General features: G+C 43.3%; 14 protein-coding genes and 4 pseudogenes. 8 read left to right on the top strand and 10 right to left on the bottom strand.

The window, feature by feature from the left end:
- Positions 1–626 precede the first annotated feature (626 nt).
- Together EA58_RS17245 and EA58_RS17240 are read right to left on the bottom strand one after the other, a co-directional pair.
- Positions 627–1,478 (bottom strand): GNAT family N-acetyltransferase, encoded by an 852-nt coding sequence (locus EA58_RS17245; RefSeq protein ID WP_036755725.1) that lies wholly within the window; start codon positions 1,476–1,478, stop codon positions 627–629.
- Between the two features lie 724 nt (positions 1,479–2,202).
- Complete coding sequence (locus EA58_RS17240) at positions 2,203–3,111, bottom strand: aldo/keto reductase (RefSeq protein ID WP_036755722.1); 909 nt, start codon at positions 3,109–3,111, stop codon at positions 2,203–2,205.
- Positions 3,112–3,219: 108 nt separating this feature from the next.
- On the opposite strand from EA58_RS17240, the gene EA58_RS17235 reads away from it, so the two are divergent.
- Complete coding sequence (locus tag EA58_RS17235) at positions 3,220–3,627, top strand: hypothetical protein (RefSeq protein WP_036755719.1); 408 nt, start codon at positions 3,220–3,222, stop codon at positions 3,625–3,627.
- A gap of 75 nt (positions 3,628–3,702) precedes the next feature.
- Here EA58_RS17235 and EA58_RS17230 read toward each other — a convergent pair whose 3' ends face one another.
- From EA58_RS17230 to EA58_RS17220, 3 genes are all read right to left on the bottom strand, one after another.
- A complete protein-coding gene (locus EA58_RS17230) occupies positions 3,703–6,072 on the bottom strand; it encodes a Lon protease family protein (protein WP_036755716.1) in 2,370 nt (789 codons plus the stop codon).
- Positions 6,073–6,505: 433 nt separating this feature from the next.
- Positions 6,506–6,958, bottom strand: coding sequence for a DUF3850 domain-containing protein (locus tag EA58_RS17225; protein ID WP_036755714.1), 453 nt, complete (start codon positions 6,956–6,958; stop codon positions 6,506–6,508).
- Entirely contained in the window at positions 6,955–7,461 is a 507-nt protein-coding gene (locus tag EA58_RS17220; RefSeq protein WP_036755709.1) for a hypothetical protein, read from the bottom strand. Before EA58_RS17220 ends, EA58_RS17225 begins: the two co-directional genes overlap by 4 nt.
- Before the next feature lie 574 nt (positions 7,462–8,035).
- Between EA58_RS17220 and EA58_RS17215 the strand changes: the two genes are divergently transcribed.
- The 3 genes and pseudogenes from EA58_RS17215 to EA58_RS21440 all read left to right on the top strand — a co-directional run.
- On the top strand, positions 8,036–9,037 hold the full coding sequence (locus EA58_RS17215; RefSeq protein WP_327078559.1) for a helix-turn-helix domain-containing protein: 1,002 nt from the start codon (positions 8,036–8,038) through the stop codon (positions 9,035–9,037).
- Between the two features lie 29 nt (positions 9,038–9,066).
- Positions 9,067–9,195 (top strand): hypothetical protein, encoded by a 129-nt coding sequence (locus EA58_RS22135; RefSeq protein WP_268748952.1) that lies wholly within the window; start codon positions 9,067–9,069, stop codon positions 9,193–9,195.
- A gap of 232 nt (positions 9,196–9,427) precedes the next feature.
- Positions 9,428–9,607: pseudogene (locus tag EA58_RS21440) on the top strand (IS630 family transposase); the annotation flags it as partial.
- 375 nt (positions 9,608–9,982) lie between these two features.
- On the opposite strand, the gene EA58_RS17210 reads toward EA58_RS21440, so the two are convergent.
- On the bottom strand, positions 9,983–10,465 hold the full coding sequence (locus EA58_RS17210) for a hypothetical protein (protein ID WP_152548094.1): 483 nt from the start codon (positions 10,463–10,465) through the stop codon (positions 9,983–9,985).
- Positions 10,416–10,754 carry a hypothetical protein gene (locus EA58_RS17205; RefSeq protein WP_036755702.1) on the bottom strand — a complete coding sequence of 113 codons (339 nt, stop codon included), beginning with the start codon at positions 10,752–10,754 and terminating at the stop codon, positions 10,416–10,418. The genes EA58_RS17210 and EA58_RS17205 overlap by 50 nt, the downstream gene beginning before the upstream one ends.
- Positions 10,755–11,077: 323 nt before the next feature.
- Between EA58_RS17205 and EA58_RS22200 the strand changes: the two genes are divergently transcribed.
- Positions 11,078–11,401 (top strand): DUF3289 family protein, encoded by a 324-nt coding sequence (locus EA58_RS22200; RefSeq protein ID WP_081819729.1) that lies wholly within the window; start codon positions 11,078–11,080, stop codon positions 11,399–11,401.
- Positions 11,402–11,646: 245 nt separating this feature from the next.
- Positions 11,647–11,979, top strand: a complete 333-nt coding sequence (locus EA58_RS22195; RefSeq protein ID WP_081819728.1) for a DUF3289 family protein — start codon at positions 11,647–11,649, stop codon at positions 11,977–11,979.
- A 528-nt stretch (positions 11,980–12,507) separates the two neighbouring features.
- Here the strand turns inward: EA58_RS22195 and EA58_RS17185 are convergent.
- Positions 12,508–13,209, bottom strand: a pseudogene (locus tag EA58_RS17185) (transposase); the annotation flags it as partial.
- Here EA58_RS17185 and EA58_RS17180 point away from each other — a divergent pair.
- Positions 13,203–13,841, top strand: a pseudogene (locus EA58_RS17180) (ISAs1 family transposase); the annotation flags it as partial. The pseudogenes EA58_RS17185 and EA58_RS17180 sit on opposite strands and share 7 nt — an antisense overlap.
- Positions 13,842–14,232: 391 nt before the next feature.
- Positions 14,233–16,197 (top strand): acyltransferase family protein, encoded by a 1,965-nt coding sequence (locus EA58_RS17175; protein ID WP_036755695.1) that lies wholly within the window; start codon positions 14,233–14,235, stop codon positions 16,195–16,197.
- 275 nt (positions 16,198–16,472) lie between these two features.
- Here EA58_RS17175 and EA58_RS22045 read toward each other — a convergent pair whose 3' ends face one another.
- Both EA58_RS22045 and EA58_RS17170 read right to left on the bottom strand, forming a co-directional pair.
- The gene (locus EA58_RS22045; protein ID WP_235199643.1) at positions 16,473–16,544 is read right to left on the bottom strand and encodes a hypothetical protein; all 72 of its coding nucleotides are present in this window, start codon (positions 16,542–16,544) and stop codon (positions 16,473–16,475) included.
- 324 nt (positions 16,545–16,868) lie between these two features.
- Positions 16,869–17,393: pseudogene (locus tag EA58_RS17170) on the bottom strand (alpha-amylase family glycosyl hydrolase); the annotation flags it as partial.

The raw sequence follows: 17,393 nt of genomic DNA, 5'->3' as shown, positions 1-17,393 counted from the left end.
ATCCATCAACCTTTGAAACAAAAAAGAAAAAATTCGTACTGATGATATAAAATCAGATTCTAATCGATGTTATTTTACACAGCAACAGTAAAAACAATATTTCTATTTATTATCAAAATAGTCAAATAAGATAAAAGATATGCCCTGCAAAAATAGACTTTCATAATATGACTTATTTCATATCCCTGAGATATCACTCATATAGTGACTGAACAATATGAAAAAAAATTGACAGCAGTCATAAAATAAAAAACTCAACAATAGTCATTGATAAACTTAATATCTCTATGCTAAGTCGTTAATCAAAAGGGGCGACCTAGTCTTCATCCAAATTTAGCCGCTCGTTTCATTGCCTATGAAACCGAAAACGCCATCTTGCACCAGCAACCAAGCGCGACACAACTGCCCGACACAAAGATCTCTGGCTTCCGATCAAAGTCCTACCTGAAGCGCAGCAAAGTTCTGGACAGACAACAGATATATCCAGGGGCCTATGTGATCAAATTTCAGTACATCACTGCATCCAGGGAAGTGATTGTGCAGGTGCCCGTAACGTAATCAGTTAACGATCATGAAAACGAAGAAAGCCCATATCGGGCCTTCCGTATCCATTGCGTCAAACAAATTCACCCAATCTCAAAAGATGTCACGCCAAACAGACGATCCAACGGCAATTCAGGTGCTTTCTGGGTGTACATCCGAGCCGTGCCAAAGGACACGGTCATCCCATATTTTTCAGCCAGCGCAACAGCCGCTGTATTGACCTCAGGTACATCCAGAAAGACAGGTTGAGATGATGCTGCCCTGGATTTCAGTGCCAGAAACAAGCGTTCAGCCAGTTCGGTATTGTCGGCATACAACGGGCCAATTTTATAGCCGTTTTGGCACCGACGAATGACGCCGTAACCGGCTAGCTGATCATTTTTCATAATGCCCAGTGCGTGACTGTGCGGCTGATTGAGCCAGGCTTGCAAAAACAGAGGACGTTGCACAGGGAAGAAAGGTCGCTCATAGGCTTCAATGACTTCCGGTGATAAGTCAGACAAAGGAACAACCGCTGCATCCGCCTGAACATCACTACCGCCTACCCCTTCATACCGAAGGTTGCTGTACGCGAGCTGAAAACCGGATTTCTGATAATTTGCCTGTTGCTCAACCACGCCATCTAAACCGATATTACAGCCTTCCAGATACTTCAGTGCAGCATGCCAGATTTGAATGCCATACCCCTTTCCACGATATTCCGGCTTCACAATATAAAAGCCGATAAACCCAAACGTGTCGTCATACCGAATGGCAGAAATGGTCGCAATTGGCTCTTCACCAAGGAAGCCGATCAGAAAACCCGTAGGATCTGCCGTTGCGTAACAGGCTGCATCATTCACCCCCGGATTCCACCCTTCCTGAGCAGCCCATTCGACAGCAATATCGACTTCTTCCCGATGCATCGGTCTGATCATCAACGACTTGTTCTCCATCACGAATTCTCCTGACATTTTTAAGATTTCTCTCAGTTTATGCACAACCCTGTACGAGGAGCCAGCTAAGATTCTTGAATCATCGACCCGAACCGAGATCTTCCTGCCCAGAAAGATACTGACCAAATCGTCGTCGGTCAGCTCATGCGCTCAGTGACCCCCGAGCCTTTTCGGCTTGAGGTTAAATGTCTAAAGTAGCCTCAACAGTTTGATTGCATGAACACGCAGGTCGGCTTCGTCCCCCCAATACGAATCTGGTGCATCATTTTCCTGAGAACATCAATACGAAACGATCAATTGGGTCACAAAACAAACCGAATGCCAGTCGAAAAGATGATGGCTATTTTTCCGGAGGTTGAGACAGATCTCATTATTTATTGGGACAGCAACTATAGTAAACAAAGGTCATATGTCAATTTGGTGACAAGCTTGTGAGGTGTTTGTGATGTACATATGAGGAATGTATTTTGCTGACCACCACACAAAGTGACAACGTCACTCATGTTGCTGCAATGGCCGACTTTCTGAATCTATTTTTTGTATAAGTTGTCTTTGAAAAGGAGTGATTTATGGCAAAAAGAGTCTCGAATAAGCGCATCAAAGATATTCTGAAAGAAGTCACTGAAAAGAAAAAATAAATGCGTTTCAATCCAACTGCTTCAGAAAAGACAACCCCGCCAGCCGCGGGGTTGTTGCATGATCAGACGGACTAAAGGCTGAACCTTTATGGCACCCCGTGACCTTTGGAAGCCACCCAGACCCGGAACCACTGCTCGCGGCTCAGTTCAAACGCCAGCGATGCCACGGCATCTTTCACACGTTCAATCTTACCCGAACCAATAATCGGCAAAGGCTTAGACGGTAAACGACGCACCCAGGCATAAATCACCTGATCGATGGAAGTTGCACCAATTTCCTGACGGATTGCTTCCAGTTCGTTGCGAACACGCACTGACTGTTCAGACTGGCCATTGAAGATTTCCCCGCCCGCCATGCACGACCAGGCCATCGGTTTAGTGCGTTTCATTTGCAACTGGTCCAAAGTGCCGTCATGGCAAACTTCAAAGTTCAGCGGATTGATTTCAACCTGATTTGTCACCAGTGGTGCATCTAATCGCGATTGCAGCAAATCAAACTGAGCCGGTGAGAAATTCGACACCCCAAAGTGCACGACTTTCCCCTGCTGCTTCAGCGCTGCGAAAGCTTCAGCCACTTCATCGGCGTCCATCAGCACGTCTGGGCGGTGGATCAGCAAGACATCAAGTTGCTCAATCCCCAGGCGCTGCAATGAATTGTTCACCGACTCGGTGATGTGTGCTTTGCTGGTGTTGTAGTGGTTGATTTTCTGCTCAGGATACTGACTGCCGCAGAGTTTGATATCGCACTTTGAGACAATCTGAATTTGCTCACGTACGCTCGGATCCAATGCCAAGGCTTCACCAAACAGTTGCTCACAGCTGTAACCGCCATAAATGTCGGCATGATCAACTGTCGTGATCCCCAGCTCAATATGCTGTTTCAGAAACGTTAGCCGCTCCTGAGGGCTCATCCCCCAGTCTGCCAAACGCCAATAGCCTTGTACCAGTTCAGAAAACTGCGGCCCCTGAGGCGCCAGTTCGACATTTGCCACCATGGCAATACTCCTTTATTTATTGCCCGAAATAATTCCTCATCCTAGGCTGGTTTAAAGCAGCGAGCAATGATATAACCCGCAAGATTCGAACCAGAGTACGAGTATTTCATGTCATTTTCTGAACGATTAAGAAACTTGATGGGTAAGGAAAGCGTCAGCGGATTTGCCCGGCGAGTCGAGCTGAATGAAGCGCTGATCCGTAAGTATTTGAATGGCAGCGAGCCCAGCTTACAGAAGGCCAACCAAATCGCAATGAAAGCCAATTGCTCTTTAGAATGGTTAGCCACAGGCTGTGGTTATCTGTACCGGCAGGCAGAAGTCGTCGACAAAAACGCACTCGCCGTTGCCTGGGAACATGTCACCGGGAAGCCTTTCAGCGGCAGAAGCGCAGACGAACTCACTAAAGTAATCTCCGGCTATCAGTTCCTGCGCACCCATAAAAAAGCCGACGGTTATCTGGATACACAGGCCATGGCAAGCTTCCTGGCACTGGCACAACAGGAAGAGCCATCGTAACGATTGAAAAACGATTTTCCCTCTCCCCAAACAGGAAAGAGAGAGGAAGAGGGAAAGTCAAAGCACATCGGTACGCTACTTGCGCATCGCATTCAATTTGTTCTGTGCAATCGCCAAAACAGAGCCCGTTGGATAACCACCGTCTTGCCATTCACCCGTTTCCTGCCCGGTCAGCAAGCTGATCGCTTCACTGACATGATGAATCGCCCAAATATGGAAATCCCCTTTCTCGACAGCCGCTAAAATATCTTTACGTAACATCAGATTATGTGCATTCGACTGCGGAATAATCACGCCCTGTTTGGCATGGCGGCCCTTGATAGTACAGACATCGAAGAATCCTTCGATCTTCTCATTCACGCCACCAATGGGCTGTGCCTGGCCAAACTGGTTCATTGAACCGGTCATCGCGATCGACTGATCAATTGAACAACCGGAGAACGCCGAAATAATGGCACACAACTCTGCCATCGACGCACTGTCCCCGTCGACGCCACCATAAGACTGCTCAAATGTCAGATGGGTGGTCAGTGGAATTTTGGCACTTTTGCCAAACAGGGAAGACAGATAGGCCGTCAGGATCATCACTCCTTTCGAGTGAATCCGGCCACCCAGCTTCACGCTGCGTTCGATATCCATCACCTCGCCTTCCCCCCAAGACGTGGTCGCGGTAATCCGGTTCGGAATGCCAAAACGGTGATCCGAGGTCGAAATCACCGACAGACCGTTAATCTGTCCTGTCACTTCCCCCTGCGTATCAATCAGTGTGGTGCCGTTTCTGAACGTGTGCAGCATCTGATCCTGCAACCGGCTGACCCGTTTCTCCTGACGTTGCAACGCCTGCTCGACATGGGCGACACGAATCATGGTCGCATTGGCCGCTCGTGCGGTGTAATTCGTCTCCCGCAGCAGATTGGCAATATCCGCCGAATGCAGTGACAATTTATTCTGATCTTCCGCCTGACGGGAGCTGTATTCGATAATCCGGGCAATCGCCTTGCGATCGCAATGGAGCATATTGTTATCGTGCACAATACTGGAAATGAACCGAGCGTACTGAGCTTCTGATGCATCAGTTCGATCCATCTCATCTTCAAAATCAGCCGTCACCCGGAACAGTTCGCTGAAGTCCGGATCATAGTGCACCAAGAGCTGATAGGTTTGATAATCCCCGAACAAAATAATCTTCACATCCAGCGGGATCGGCTCCGGTTCCAGCGAGATCGTGCCGGATAGCGTCACTTCCCGTTCCAGCGAACTCAAATTGAGCTTGCGTGAGCGCAGTGCACGTTTCAAACCGTCCCACACGAATGGCCGTTCGAGCACTTTCACAGCATCCATCAGCAATACCCCGCCATTTGCACGGTGTAAACTGCCAGAGCGGATCAGTGAGAAATCGGTAAACACGGTGCCTTTGTAAGTCGCGTTTTCGATATAACCGAAAATCGTGTGATAGTTCGGGCTTTCTTCTACCACAATCGGAAAACGCTTGCTGTCCTGACTGACCAGCACATTCACCTGATAACGTCGTGGCATTTTCCGGTCCAACGCCGCATATGCCAGCGCCACCTGATCTTCACTTTCCTCCAGGAAGATATCGAGGTTTTCCAGAATATCTTTTTGCATTGCCGTCAGATAATCCTTGATCTCCCCGTGGCCTTTGTACTCTTTTTTCAACGGTTTGATGAAGTGCGACACAACCCCAAGCGCGACTTCTTCATTCAGCTTCTGGATTTTATCGGAAAATTCTTCTTCCCAGTCGGTCATCTCGCGGGCAATCCCGCGTAGTTTCACTTCCAACGCGCTGATGATTTCGTCAAACTTCTCCTGCTCAGCCTGAGGCAATGCTTCAAAACTTTCTTCGGAGTGTGGCTCTTCACCATGCATCGCCACCAGTTGATAGTCGCCCTGAGTGGTCAACGTCAGACTGACATTTTGAGCTTTGGCTTCCGTCGTCAAGTTGCCGAGTGCAGTTTGCTGTTTCTGCGCCAGCTGATTCTTCAACTGTTCAGAGCGGGAATAATACATTTCATTATCGAACGCCAGCGGCATCGCTTTCACCAGCCGCATCATCAACTTTTCGATATCTTTTTTGAATGGGGCCCCCATTCCCGGTTGCAGTTTCAGCACTTTGGGAGTGCGCGGTTCATCGAAATTTGCGACATAGCACCAGTCATACAGCGGCGTCGCATCACCGTTGGGATCATGGCGATTCAGATAGCGAAGCACCATGGTGCGCTTCCCCAGCCCATTTCGGCCAACAGCATAAATATTATATCCCTTCTCCTTGATCGACATCGCAAACTCAACCGCCTGCTGCGCGCGTTCCTGGCCGACGATTTCGTCGAGGGGTTCTAAATGTTTGGTCGATGAGCAGTCGGCATCCAGCCCATTCAGGGTGCAGGTGCGGTACAGGGTATCGGCTTTTAATGCTTGCATGGTCATACCCTTCCCCTTCTTTTCTTCACTGATAATGGTTTCAGTGTAGTCAGCAAATAGTTACTTTTTAGTGACTTAGCTTGCTTTTAGGGCGTAAAATGTTTGATCGATTGTTTTTTGTTCAATTTTAAACTCAATAGAAATAAAACTGGCTTCGATTCGGCTTATGCGCAGAAATGTCATTTCAATCGCTGGATCGGTTTCAACCGCCAGGAGCCAGATGATATCAGTGCCTTATTTCTCCAGAACGACCAAGTCATGGTTGTCCTGATTCAACCCAACGGAAGACATCGGAAAATACCGTTCACTCGACCATTTCAGCCTGCACATTGAAGTCAGCCATGAAGCCCCAAAGACGCCGCAATTGCATTGAGTCAACCTGATGGCGGTATCCCGCCATCAGGTTCTTACAACAATGTGATCGTTACGAACCAACCATTTATGGCTCAACCACCGGAAACTTTTTCAGAAAGTGGTTCGCTTCATCCACCCAGCATCGACCGGCTTCAATGGCACGTGTCGCATCATAGGTCGTATGGCCCGTTTCTTTGATGAGCGGCACTTGCGTTTCTATGTAGTCGCAATGCTCTTTGAGCCGATCACGCAAATAACCAATCAGACGAATGCCCTGCAACGGCGTGGTGTTTGCCAGCGAAAGCACACACCAGCCATCAGCCAGACCAAAGTGGTCGCCCTGCTGCACATGTGTAATTTCCGCGTTCATCTCCTGCCCGGTGTCATCACCGTTGTCGTCGACTTCCCGTAGAATCAGGCAGTCACCGGCCTGATAATCCCGATCGTTGAAACGTATTTCATGGGTTTTACGTCCGGCTAAAACTTCATTGAAATGAAGAGACTGCAGTTTTACTTGATGGAAAGCAATTTTGTTCACGCTTGCACCCTCGCTGTCAAATTCGCTTCAGCAATCAATTCAATCAACTTGTCTTCAATCACCAGTAAGTCTTGGATATCGCTATGCTCAAAATGAAATGAATCATCGAATAAACGAACTTCGTTTTGCCAATTTCCATAGGGTGTATTTTTCGGACACACGTGAACATACAGGCAGTCGGTATGCGGCGAATAATTCACGTGAACATGCAATAAATGTTTGCACTCCGCAGCCATTTGCAGGATGCCTAAAGCTACATCATGAGCACTGCGATTTCGGATCGCTTCGGCCACCATCTCAGTATTCATGACCCATGCTTCCACCGGCACTTCCTGCGAGCCAAGGGAAGTTGTCCCCGGTAGCAACGCGTGTCGCACAATAGTTTCACAGCGGTTCAACAGCATCAGGTTTTCTTTCGAGTGGCGGTTCACTTCTTTGAGTAATTCAACAGCTTCTTTTTTTGCCTGCTGGGCTTGTTCCAGTATGGCTTGTGCATGACTCATGCGCTTCTCCTAACCAAGGTGACAAGAAAGCCCGCACCGAACGAACAAATTGCAACACCAATTTCACAGGAAAACTTGAAGGGTTCATACAACAAACAAGACCAGTCAGGTTCTCAAAACGGATGACAACAATCGCAGCTGGCTGCCTTTTTCAGGCCTGTAGTGGCTTCAGGCCCGTCGCAATATCAGATCTGACGCAACTTCAGACGGTACAGTCACGATTTTTCAAGATTTTGGTCGTCACAACCGATGCTTCAGCCACACAAGACTGGCCGAGAAGGTACGGGCGTATTACAGGGCATGCCTCTTTTACTCTTTACAACGGCATACCTCTGTTTTTTAGAACGGGCTCATGGGAACCCCTTATGAAAGTCCGGGAATGAGGGCATCATTCGAAATTTTATGCTGAGTGATGCTTTGCGGCTCGTCACGAAATCATGGAAATTCGTCATCGTATAGATATACGACAAGCAGGGGTGTATTAAAGGAAAACATGGTGCTATGCTCCTGAGTTGGTTTGCTTTTTTATCGGGTTTCTTCAGCTTTGGTCGGCAAGATACCCAAGGACAGAATGATGATAGATCGCCAAAACGACAACCTCAACGAAAATTTGGCGATCGACATCAAAAATAACATCATTGGCGATATGACAAAGGGAAAAATTCTACCTTTTGACTACTTAAAAGGTCATGCGTTTACTGAAATGCTCAAGAAAGTGACCGGATGTAAAACATTCCAGGAATTGTCACAGATATTTGACGTTAAGAAACCGACATTCAGCACTTGGAATTTACATAACCGAACCTCTCATGAGCTGATGGTGCGTTTGCATCTTGCAAAAGGCATCCCCATGCACACACTGGCTTTAGGTGAAGGTCTGGAAAGTGAACAATTCATCAACAATAATTTCGTTGGTGAACAAATTCCGTCTTTTGACTATCTGGTTGGTCAGCCATTTACGGAACTGATCAGAAGTGCTGTGGGGTGCAGAACATTTCTTGAACTGGCTGATATTCTGGATGTGCCTAAATCAACCTTTAGTGCCTGGAACCAGCACAGCCGCAACTCACACGAGTTAATTGTCCGGCTGCATTTAGCCAAAGGCATTTCTGTTCGTTTGCTGGCATTAGGCGATATGAGTCATATCACAGAACCACCGTTCTATCCTTCCCTGCCTGCCCATGCGGAAAACCTGCAGGTACAGGAATCGGCATCAACGTTCGAAAAACATCCGCTCGCCACCGTTCTCCTCAAGAGCTACTGCCTGATCAACGGGCAGCTCATCGATGCCGGAGAAATCCCCTACCCGGTTCGCAGGATGAACAGTTTCAACCTGAAGACAGAGCACACCATTGAAGTGGAAACCAACGAAGCGATCTACCTGGTCGATCAGTCTTCGACCGATGCTGTTTCTGGGGTCTATCTGATTGATGTGGATGGGCTGCTGTCACTCAACCGCATTCAGCGTTTCCCGGGTAAAAAATTGGCGATCGCCTTCGGCGAAAGCACCATTGAAGCAAAAGCAGAAGATATCAAAGTGATTGGCAGGGTTGCGGTGACGTTGAAGAAAGGTTGATTTTAAGCTGGCGCTGCAAGGTGTTGGTCATGAAATCACCAACTATTGAAAGTAAGCAAAAATGGAAAAATACGATTCAGTATCTATCTTTGTTAATTGCTGTCTTACTTAATTATATGTTGGTGATGCCCAACATCATGGTAGCAGCTCCCCAATAATCTGAATCAACATCACACATCAAGAAAAACATGCATTTCGACAGGAAATTAAGTTTAAATGACAGTTTATCAATCATAATTATTACTCTAGCTTAGTGGTATTTGTATTCAAGCTAAATAACTGTTCCTAAATGTAGATCACTGGAAAGCAGAAAATGAAGGGAACTCGGTAGAGTTTGTGCGATCTGATCAGTCGCCAAACATACAAACCCACAAAACAATACCGAGACCTATGATTTTAACATTACCTGACCGGGCAGAGCGACGCCGGATTATCAAAAATATACACAAGACCAAAGACAAAGATCACTGCAGACGCTTAAACGCCATATTGTTACTCGCCGATGGGCTTACTGTTACAGCTGTCTCCAATATACTTGCCGCTGCTCGATCGTCCATCAATAGATGGGTTTGTCCACTTCATGAAAAATCCCACAAATTGCATAAGACCTTGATGGTAAAATCATTAGTGAAAACATGAAAAAAAGAATGACCCTTAGCATTTTAATCACCTACAGAAATAACAACCAAAATATAAAACCAATCTAGCACTTGACAAAAAAGCAATTTCATCCACGAGAAAACCCTTTAATTCAACATTTAATTTTGAAACTAAATTGAGGTGATTGAATCTATAAAAATATTTTATATCAGCGACATACGATTTTAATTTATTATCACTATAAATTATTAACAATCTCAAAAAACCTTAAATAAGATAAAATTACATATCCAAAAAAATAGTCCCAGAAATATTCTGAGGCTATTTAAGTTACTCCTGAATTACTTACTCAGGAATGAGTTTATCTCTCAGCGCTATTGAATCAAACGGATAGTAAAAATCATCCGATAAAGACAACCGATTGATTTCTTCTTCCGGCAGTGATTTCACAATGCTTTGTGCTTTGCCTTCAATTGGACTATTCAGCGAAATCCAATCTTTCAGGCTGTCCAGATCACCGGTTTCTCCGGCCTGCTTCACGAGAGCCCAAGAGTATTTTTCTCTCTTTTCTAATGTGCAACGGTCCATCGCCCTTTTTGACAGTTCAAAAATAACCGCTCGTTTCTGATCAGAACTGAGTAAATCAAACCAGATATCCTGAATCGCATCGACTGGCCGATTTTTCATTTTCAAGCAACGCGCTGTTTGCTGATTGACTTCCTGATAAGCTTCTTCAAGCGTAAAGCCTGCATTCGCAACAATAGGCAGCAGCAAAGAACTAGCGGCTAGCTTTTTCAACGCACGACCAAAATTGTCTTTCTTTTCCATTACTTTCAAACGTCCTGCTTTCAGCAATCATGTTAATACGGGTTCGGGTAATTGTTGGCACTGCAAGCAGTGATTTGGCAAACGTATCCCAATCATAATCATTAATAGTATCAATCCGCTTCTGAGGTTTCATTTTCTGGGAAAATATCTCTACAAATGGGAACACTACCACCATGGTGGTCAGTATATCGCCAAGCTCAAGCTTGTCATTTATGAGCGGGATGTCTCTGACGCTTTCAGCAGACAGCTCTAACCCATCAATCTTGCAGTATTTAGTAAATGACGACATAGAACCCTCTCAAGAAAAGAAAATAATATCAATCATTTATATTACTTAACAGATGTAGAATCAGCACTTTCCACTGTCATAATGTGTTATTTGACCGTCATTTAACTAAAAACTTACCAACCAAATTATCACCCACACAACTGTATAAACATGGCGCTGTTCTCATAAACTGTTGGTTAAAACGACAACGCCTCGTCTAACCATTTCTGCCTTTTCCCTGCTTTGTGCTGGGCGATAAAGCGCCACCACGCTAGGTAATTGCTTAGGTATGCCGTTCCTACGCCATGAAATCTTCGTATCCAGCCTTTTAACCGACTGACGTAATTATTCAAGATATCAGGACAGATAACAAGATATCAGGACAGACATTTAAAATAGATGGCACAGGTATAGCAGTTCATGATTTTTGGTCTGTTATTGTAAATATAAAAGAGTTAGAATTTAATGAGAATAAATTTAGAGTTTTGATTGTATATAAAATACAGGACCATTTTGTACTTGATATACCCGATGTTAATGGTGGGAAAAATTTTGAGTTATTATCTCTGTCCAGGTCTTGGTTCCTCTTGCAAAGATATGAGAAATACGCTTATAAGCCATTTATCACGGAAATGAATTTTGACTATATTATTGAAGGTGAATTTTAATGTATTTCTCAATCTTTTGGTATTTGTTTATATTTATAAATATAATTCTTGATTTATTTGGTATATCTTATTATAACCTCCCGATAATAATAGGATACTTTCTTGGTCTGACTGTACCGCTTACAATTATTTTCTATCTTGTTCAAACCATTTGGACTATGTACAATCGTGACTGGAAAAAATTTATGTTCCATCAAATATGTATGGGAGTAATTGCTACATTTTTCTATTTTCTGATGTATTGAATCGTACGCAACGTTGGCTTATTCCATCACAGACTAAAGATATCAGGACAGACATTTCAAATAGATGGCACAGGTATAGCAGTTCATGATGTTTGGTCTGTTATTGTAAATATAAAAGAGTTAGAATTTAATGAGAATCAATTTAGAGGTGTGATTGTATATAAAATACAGGACCATTTTGGACTTGATATACCTGATGTTAATGGTGGGGAAAATTTTGAGTTGTTATCTCTGTTCAGGTCTTGGTTCCTCTTGCAAAGATACGAGAAATACGCTTATAAGCCATTTATTACGAAAATGAATTTTGACTATATTATTGAAGGTGAATTTTAATGTATTCTTCTGTTTTTTTTTGTATTTTTTGTATTTTTTGTATTTCTTTTACTTAACTCTAAACCTTTTAAAGTCATATTATACAACCTTCCACAAATAATAGGTTTTTTATTGCATTGATGGTGCCTTTTACAATTTTTTCTATTTTTATCAAACCATTTTGACTACGATCGAACGTGACTGGAAAAATTTTTTACTCCACCAAGTATGTATGGGGATAATTGCCCCAACCTTCTATATGCTGATGTATTGAATAGTATTCAATGTTGAATTATTCCATCACATACAATGCCTCACATGAGGCATTTTTCTATTTGAAGTACATACCAGGACAGTCACCCTAAAGTAAAGTTGATTGCAGGATCTGACAGCTCCCGATGAAACGCCGTACAAATGCTGTTTAGAATACCAATTTACATATTTTGTTGACTGAAAAATCAAAGTTTATGTCTCTAACCTGAGTTTCAGGCGAGCGGGAACATCCCAATGACGCGTGATGTGATGCGGAATCTGCTCAATGTGAAAGGTTTACGGAATTTGTAAGCCTGTTCGCCGTTGTCGATTCAATTGTGGTAAAACGGATTCAATCGCAGTGACTGAGCCAATAAGTGTGCCTTTTTCTATCTGTGTACAGACTTTCAGCCATGTATGAGTATCTAAGCCGAGTCGTTCAAGGATTGGCAGTTGCGATGATTCAATATGACCGCATTGACCTGTTCTGATTTGCCGTCCAGTCCAGTCAACCAGCTCAAGATAATCCAGCAATCGAAACGGGAGCCCATCCGGCATGTCACTTCTCGGATTTCCAGCGAAGGGAAAAAGAGAGGGTGCTGATATTTCGTCTTTTTGAAGCGATTCAATGCGTGCTTTCACCGACGTAAAGTCGGATGTTTCTGGCGTTTCAGAAATGCCGGCTCGAACCGGGTTCAAATCTACGTATGCCATGGCGGCGGCCAATGCTGTTTCATCCAGCAACGCCTGACTTTTGAAGCGTCCTTCCCAAAAGTGGCCTGTGCAGTCGTCTTCGCGATTAGCTTCGTTGGCAATATATTGGTTGAAAAGGCGCATAAACCAACTGATGGAACAGAGTCTTTCCCGCCAGGTTTGGATGATTGTGAGGCATGCGTTTTTCTCGGCTTCAGTTGACGTTTCACCCTTTAAGAATCGCTGAATCAACACAGGTGCTCGGTGCAAAGTGATCCAACGTTGGATGATCTCGTGCTCTGAAAGGCGCTATCGTGACGATTGATGCGATGGCCTGCCAGACCAAGATTGCAGAAGCAATCACTAGCAAGGGCGGAGATTACTTATTGGCGGTTAAGGGCAACCAGGGCAAGTTAGCGGCAGCCGTACAGACCGCTTTCGCCCCACACCGCCGCGCCCCAATAGAGAAGACCACGTGTCAAATTGAGAAGCAAAAGGGGCGGGTTGAAGCGCGTACTCGCCATGTATTGAATGCCAGTGAGCTAGAGGGGGACTTCTCCACTTGGAGCGGGCTGACCAGCATCGTGATGGTCGAAAACTACCGTGCGGCAAAAGGCAAAGAGCCAGAGTTGGAGTATCGCTACTACATCAGTTCAGCCGAACTGACCCCAGAGCAGGCCGGGAATGCCATCCGCGCTCACTGGGGCATTGAGTCAATGCACTGGATATTAGATGTGAGTATGCGAGAAGATGCTTGTCAGATTTACCGAGAAAACACGGCTGAAAACCTGGCGGGGTTAAGGCACATGGCACTGAACATGCTCAGAGCTGAGCCAACCAAGATTAGCGTGCCGATGAAACAGAAACGCTGCATGATGAACCCCGCCTTTTTGGAGCAAGTCCTTGTGGCTGGATTTACGTCAATGGCTAAACCTTAACCATTCATGCTGATGCCCTGTAATTAACGATCTTTCTGCGAGCACTTCTTAATCAAAACATTACAAATGACGGGGATTAAGTTAAATAAAAATAATCATTCATAGAAAAATTATCAGTTATTAAAAATATAAGCACACACTATTAACCATCAGAACATTTAAACAAGTTTCAATTCAACTTTATAAATAGCATAGAATCTATTTAGTGGAATGTTCAATCCTTCGGTATTCAGCATTCACTCAAAATAAATAATTCACCAATGAGACTAGGATAATCTCATATAATTCATAAGCTTAACAACAATCAATGAATTTTAATCTCAACTTCAAAAAACTCTGACCCTGTTGCATTAAGTTTAAAAACAGATAAAATACGGGAAAATTACTTATCGTGGTACTTGTTTTGGAATTCAGAAAAGATATTGATGGCTTAAGAGGAATAGCAGTACTATCTGTTATATTGTTTCACTCAGGAATAGGGTTCGCCTCTGGTGGCTATATTGGAGTTGATGTTTTTTTTGTAATTAGTGGTTTTTTGATTACCAGCTCTATTTTATCGAGTATCAAAAATAGAAAATTCTCACTTTTACGTTTTTATGAAAGGAGAGTAACTAGAATTTTTCCAGCCACTATAACCGTTATTATAGTCACTGGGTTAATTGGGTTGAATACTTTATTTCCTGAAGAATTGAAAGAACTCATTGAAAGTATTTATTCCTTTTTAAAAATCCAAAGTAACTCATGGGCAGCTGGCTCTATAAGCTACTTCGGAATTAGTACTGAATTCAAGCCGCTCATACATTTATGGAGTTTATCAATTGAGCTTCAATTTTATATCATTTTACCGTTAATATTGGGCCCCCTTCTTATACAAGACAAGAAAAATACAGCTTTAATTGTTTGCGGTACATTGCTATTATCTTCATTTATTTATGCATCAATACAGGTAATTGAACATCCTGATCAAGCTTACTTTTCTAGTTTAATGAGAGCATGGCAATTCCTGATTGGTGTGCTATTAAGCTTAACTATTTGCCGTTTTGATGTTAGTAAAATTCCTTTGAATACTAAAAATATTCTTGTCGCTACAGGGATATCGATGATTTTCATATCAGTATTCATTTTTGACCAACGCTCAAACTTTCCTGGAATAAATGCATTGCTACCATGCATTGGAGCAGTTCTTATCTTAGCTTTTGGTGATGATAGATCTTTTTCTGGTAAATGTTTATCATTTATTCCCCTACGCTTTATAGGTATAATTTCTTTTAGCTTGTATTTGGTTCATCAGCCAATATTTGCTTTTTATCGGATACTTCAAGGTAGAGAATTAGAAAGTATAGAACCGGCTGCTCTTATACTTATATCATTTATTCTATCTGTAATTATATATTTCCTTATTGAACAACCTTTTCAGTCAAAAAACAAACTATTTAAATCATGGGCTCGTTCCTATGTGGTAATACTTTTCATTTTAGTGTTATTTTCTTCCTACCGAGGGTTAAATGAAGATCTTTCTAAATTCAATATCACAAACGAAGTTTATGAATTTCTAAAATTTAGATACGATAATAATCCAAGAGTAGAAGAATGTCGGATTAGTAACCGAGTCATTGTTCCAAGCCAAGCATGCCTGTACGGTGACGTAAAACTCCCTAAAGTAGCAGTCTGGGGAGATAGTCACGCAGACCAGCTGATTGAACCTCTTCAAAAAGAGTTCAGTAAATACGGATACTCTACCCTTGAATTTTCCGTTGCTGGTTGTCCGCCAATCATTAACTCAAAGTCCTCTAGCGGGCTTCGTTTATGTTCTGAAAACTCAAAATCCATACTTGAATATTTGATCAACAATCATGAAATTAAGCATGTATTTCTTCATGCCTATTGGATTGGCTATATAGATAATAACTTAATTCAACCGAATACCATAACTGATAGCAATGCAAATAATTCAGATATTCTTAGATTATCTTTCAATTTTGTTATTAACAAGTTAATTGAATCAGGTAAAAGAGTTCATCTTATATATCCTGTGCCCAAAATGAAGGTTAACCCGCCATTATATTTAGCTCGAGAGAAGTTGATCAATCCATCTTCCTCTCCATCAATAGTTGGACTAACACAAGAGGAATTTGAAAACCAATCAAAAAAATCATTCGATTTTTTGAATGGTTCAATAGAGGGTCTCAATGTAAATCAAATTTTCATAAGTGATTATTTATTTGACCAAAAATCACTTCAGTACATCGCTGTCGATGGAGATTCTGTATTATATAGAGATGACAATCACTTATCAGTGACTGGTGCAACTTCTGTCGCGAAAACTATTGCTTCGAAGGCATTTGGGTCATTATAAATAACAATGTCATTGTATCAATCGAGTAGGAGGAGGCCTCACGGCCTCCATCCTCTCACACCACCGTACAAGCGTGGGTCGCCTACGACGGTTCCGAATATATTTTCAGTGATTCATATCCGTCTCTCAACGAGTACAGCCCCAGCCCTTCGAACCATTTGATTGGCAAAGCCTAATTCAACTGGTGCGATAGAGCCAAGTACCACTACCTTTACATGGCATCGCTAGCTTCCATGCATTGTGATCTGTCATACGTTATCGGCGCAATCATATCGCTATCCTGTGTTTACGTGTTTCAGGCGGTAACATCGTAGCCGTTGCCTTATCCATGCATCCAGACACTCCATTGCACTTTTTAGCATAGTAAGCTTGAAGTAATGTTGCCACCCTCTCGAGTATTAAGTTATATCAGTGATGACATATAGATATATAAAGACAGACATTTCAAATAGAACAAAAATATAGAGATGCCGAAAAACACCAGGACAGTCACCTTAAAGAAACTTCAGCACCTGACAGGTCTCAATAAATCATTATCTGTAAAGTTTTTAGGATACCATTTCCATGATGTTTGACTGAAAAATCAGACTTTGCACCTCTAACCTGATTTTCAGACGAGCGGAAACATCGGAAGGAAGTATGAGTTGAGGATTCTACTCAATGTGAAAGGGCTACGGAATTTGTAAGCCGGTTCGCCGTTGTCGATTCAATTGCGGTAAAACGGATTGAATGGCAGAGGCTGAGCCAATGAGTGTGCCTTTTTCAATTTTTGTACAAATCCTCAGCCATGCATGAGTATCTAAACCGAGTCGTTCAAGAATTGGCGGTTGGGTTGATTCGATATGACCGCGTTTATCGGTTTTGATTTGTCGTCCGGTCCAGTCAACCAGCTCAAGATAATCCAGCAAGCGGAAAGGGAGTCCGTCTGGCATGTCCTTTCTCGGATTTCCAGCAAATGGATAAAGAGAGGGTGCTGATGCTTCATCTTGACGAAGTGATTCAATGCGTGCTTTCACCGATGTAAAGTCGGATGTTTCTGGTGTTTCAGAAATACCGGCTCGTACCGGGTTCAAGTCAACGTACGCCATGGCGGCGGCCAATGCTTTTTCATCCAGCAGCGCCTGACTTTTGAAACGTCCTTCCCAAAAGTGGCCTGTGCAGCCGTCTTCGCGATTGGCTTCGTTAGCGATGTATTG

This window comes from Photobacterium galatheae, from assembly GCF_000695255.1.
Taxonomy (GTDB): domain Bacteria; phylum Pseudomonadota; class Gammaproteobacteria; order Enterobacterales; family Vibrionaceae; genus Photobacterium; species Photobacterium galatheae.
Note: the sequence above shows the minus strand (reverse complement) of the source record. Positions and strands in the feature narration are given on the sequence as shown.

Coding starts and splice junctions, on each gene's coding strand:
- EA58_RS17230 (WP_036755716.1), bottom strand. CDS start 6,072: ATGACCATGCAAGCATTAAAAGCCGATACCCTGTACCGCACCTGCACC.
- EA58_RS22135 (WP_268748952.1), top strand. CDS start 9,067: ATGAAATCACCAACTATTGAAAGTAAGCAAAAATGGAAAAATACGATT.
- EA58_RS17215 (WP_327078559.1), top strand. CDS start 8,036: ATGATAGATCGCCAAAACGACAACCTCAACGAAAATTTGGCGATCGAC.
- EA58_RS17245 (WP_036755725.1), bottom strand. CDS start 1,478: ATGGAGAACAAGTCGTTGATGATCAGACCGATGCATCGGGAAGAAGTC.
- EA58_RS17235 (WP_036755719.1), top strand. CDS start 3,220: ATGTCATTTTCTGAACGATTAAGAAACTTGATGGGTAAGGAAAGCGTC.
- EA58_RS17220 (WP_036755709.1), bottom strand. CDS start 7,461: ATGAGTCATGCACAAGCCATACTGGAACAAGCCCAGCAGGCAAAAAAA.
- EA58_RS17210 (WP_152548094.1), bottom strand. CDS start 10,465: ATGGAAAAGAAAGACAATTTTGGTCGTGCGTTGAAAAAGCTAGCCGCT.
- EA58_RS17205 (WP_036755702.1), bottom strand. CDS start 10,754: ATGTCGTCATTTACTAAATACTGCAAGATTGATGGGTTAGAGCTGTCT.
- EA58_RS17240 (WP_036755722.1), bottom strand. CDS start 3,111: ATGGTGGCAAATGTCGAACTGGCGCCTCAGGGGCCGCAGTTTTCTGAA.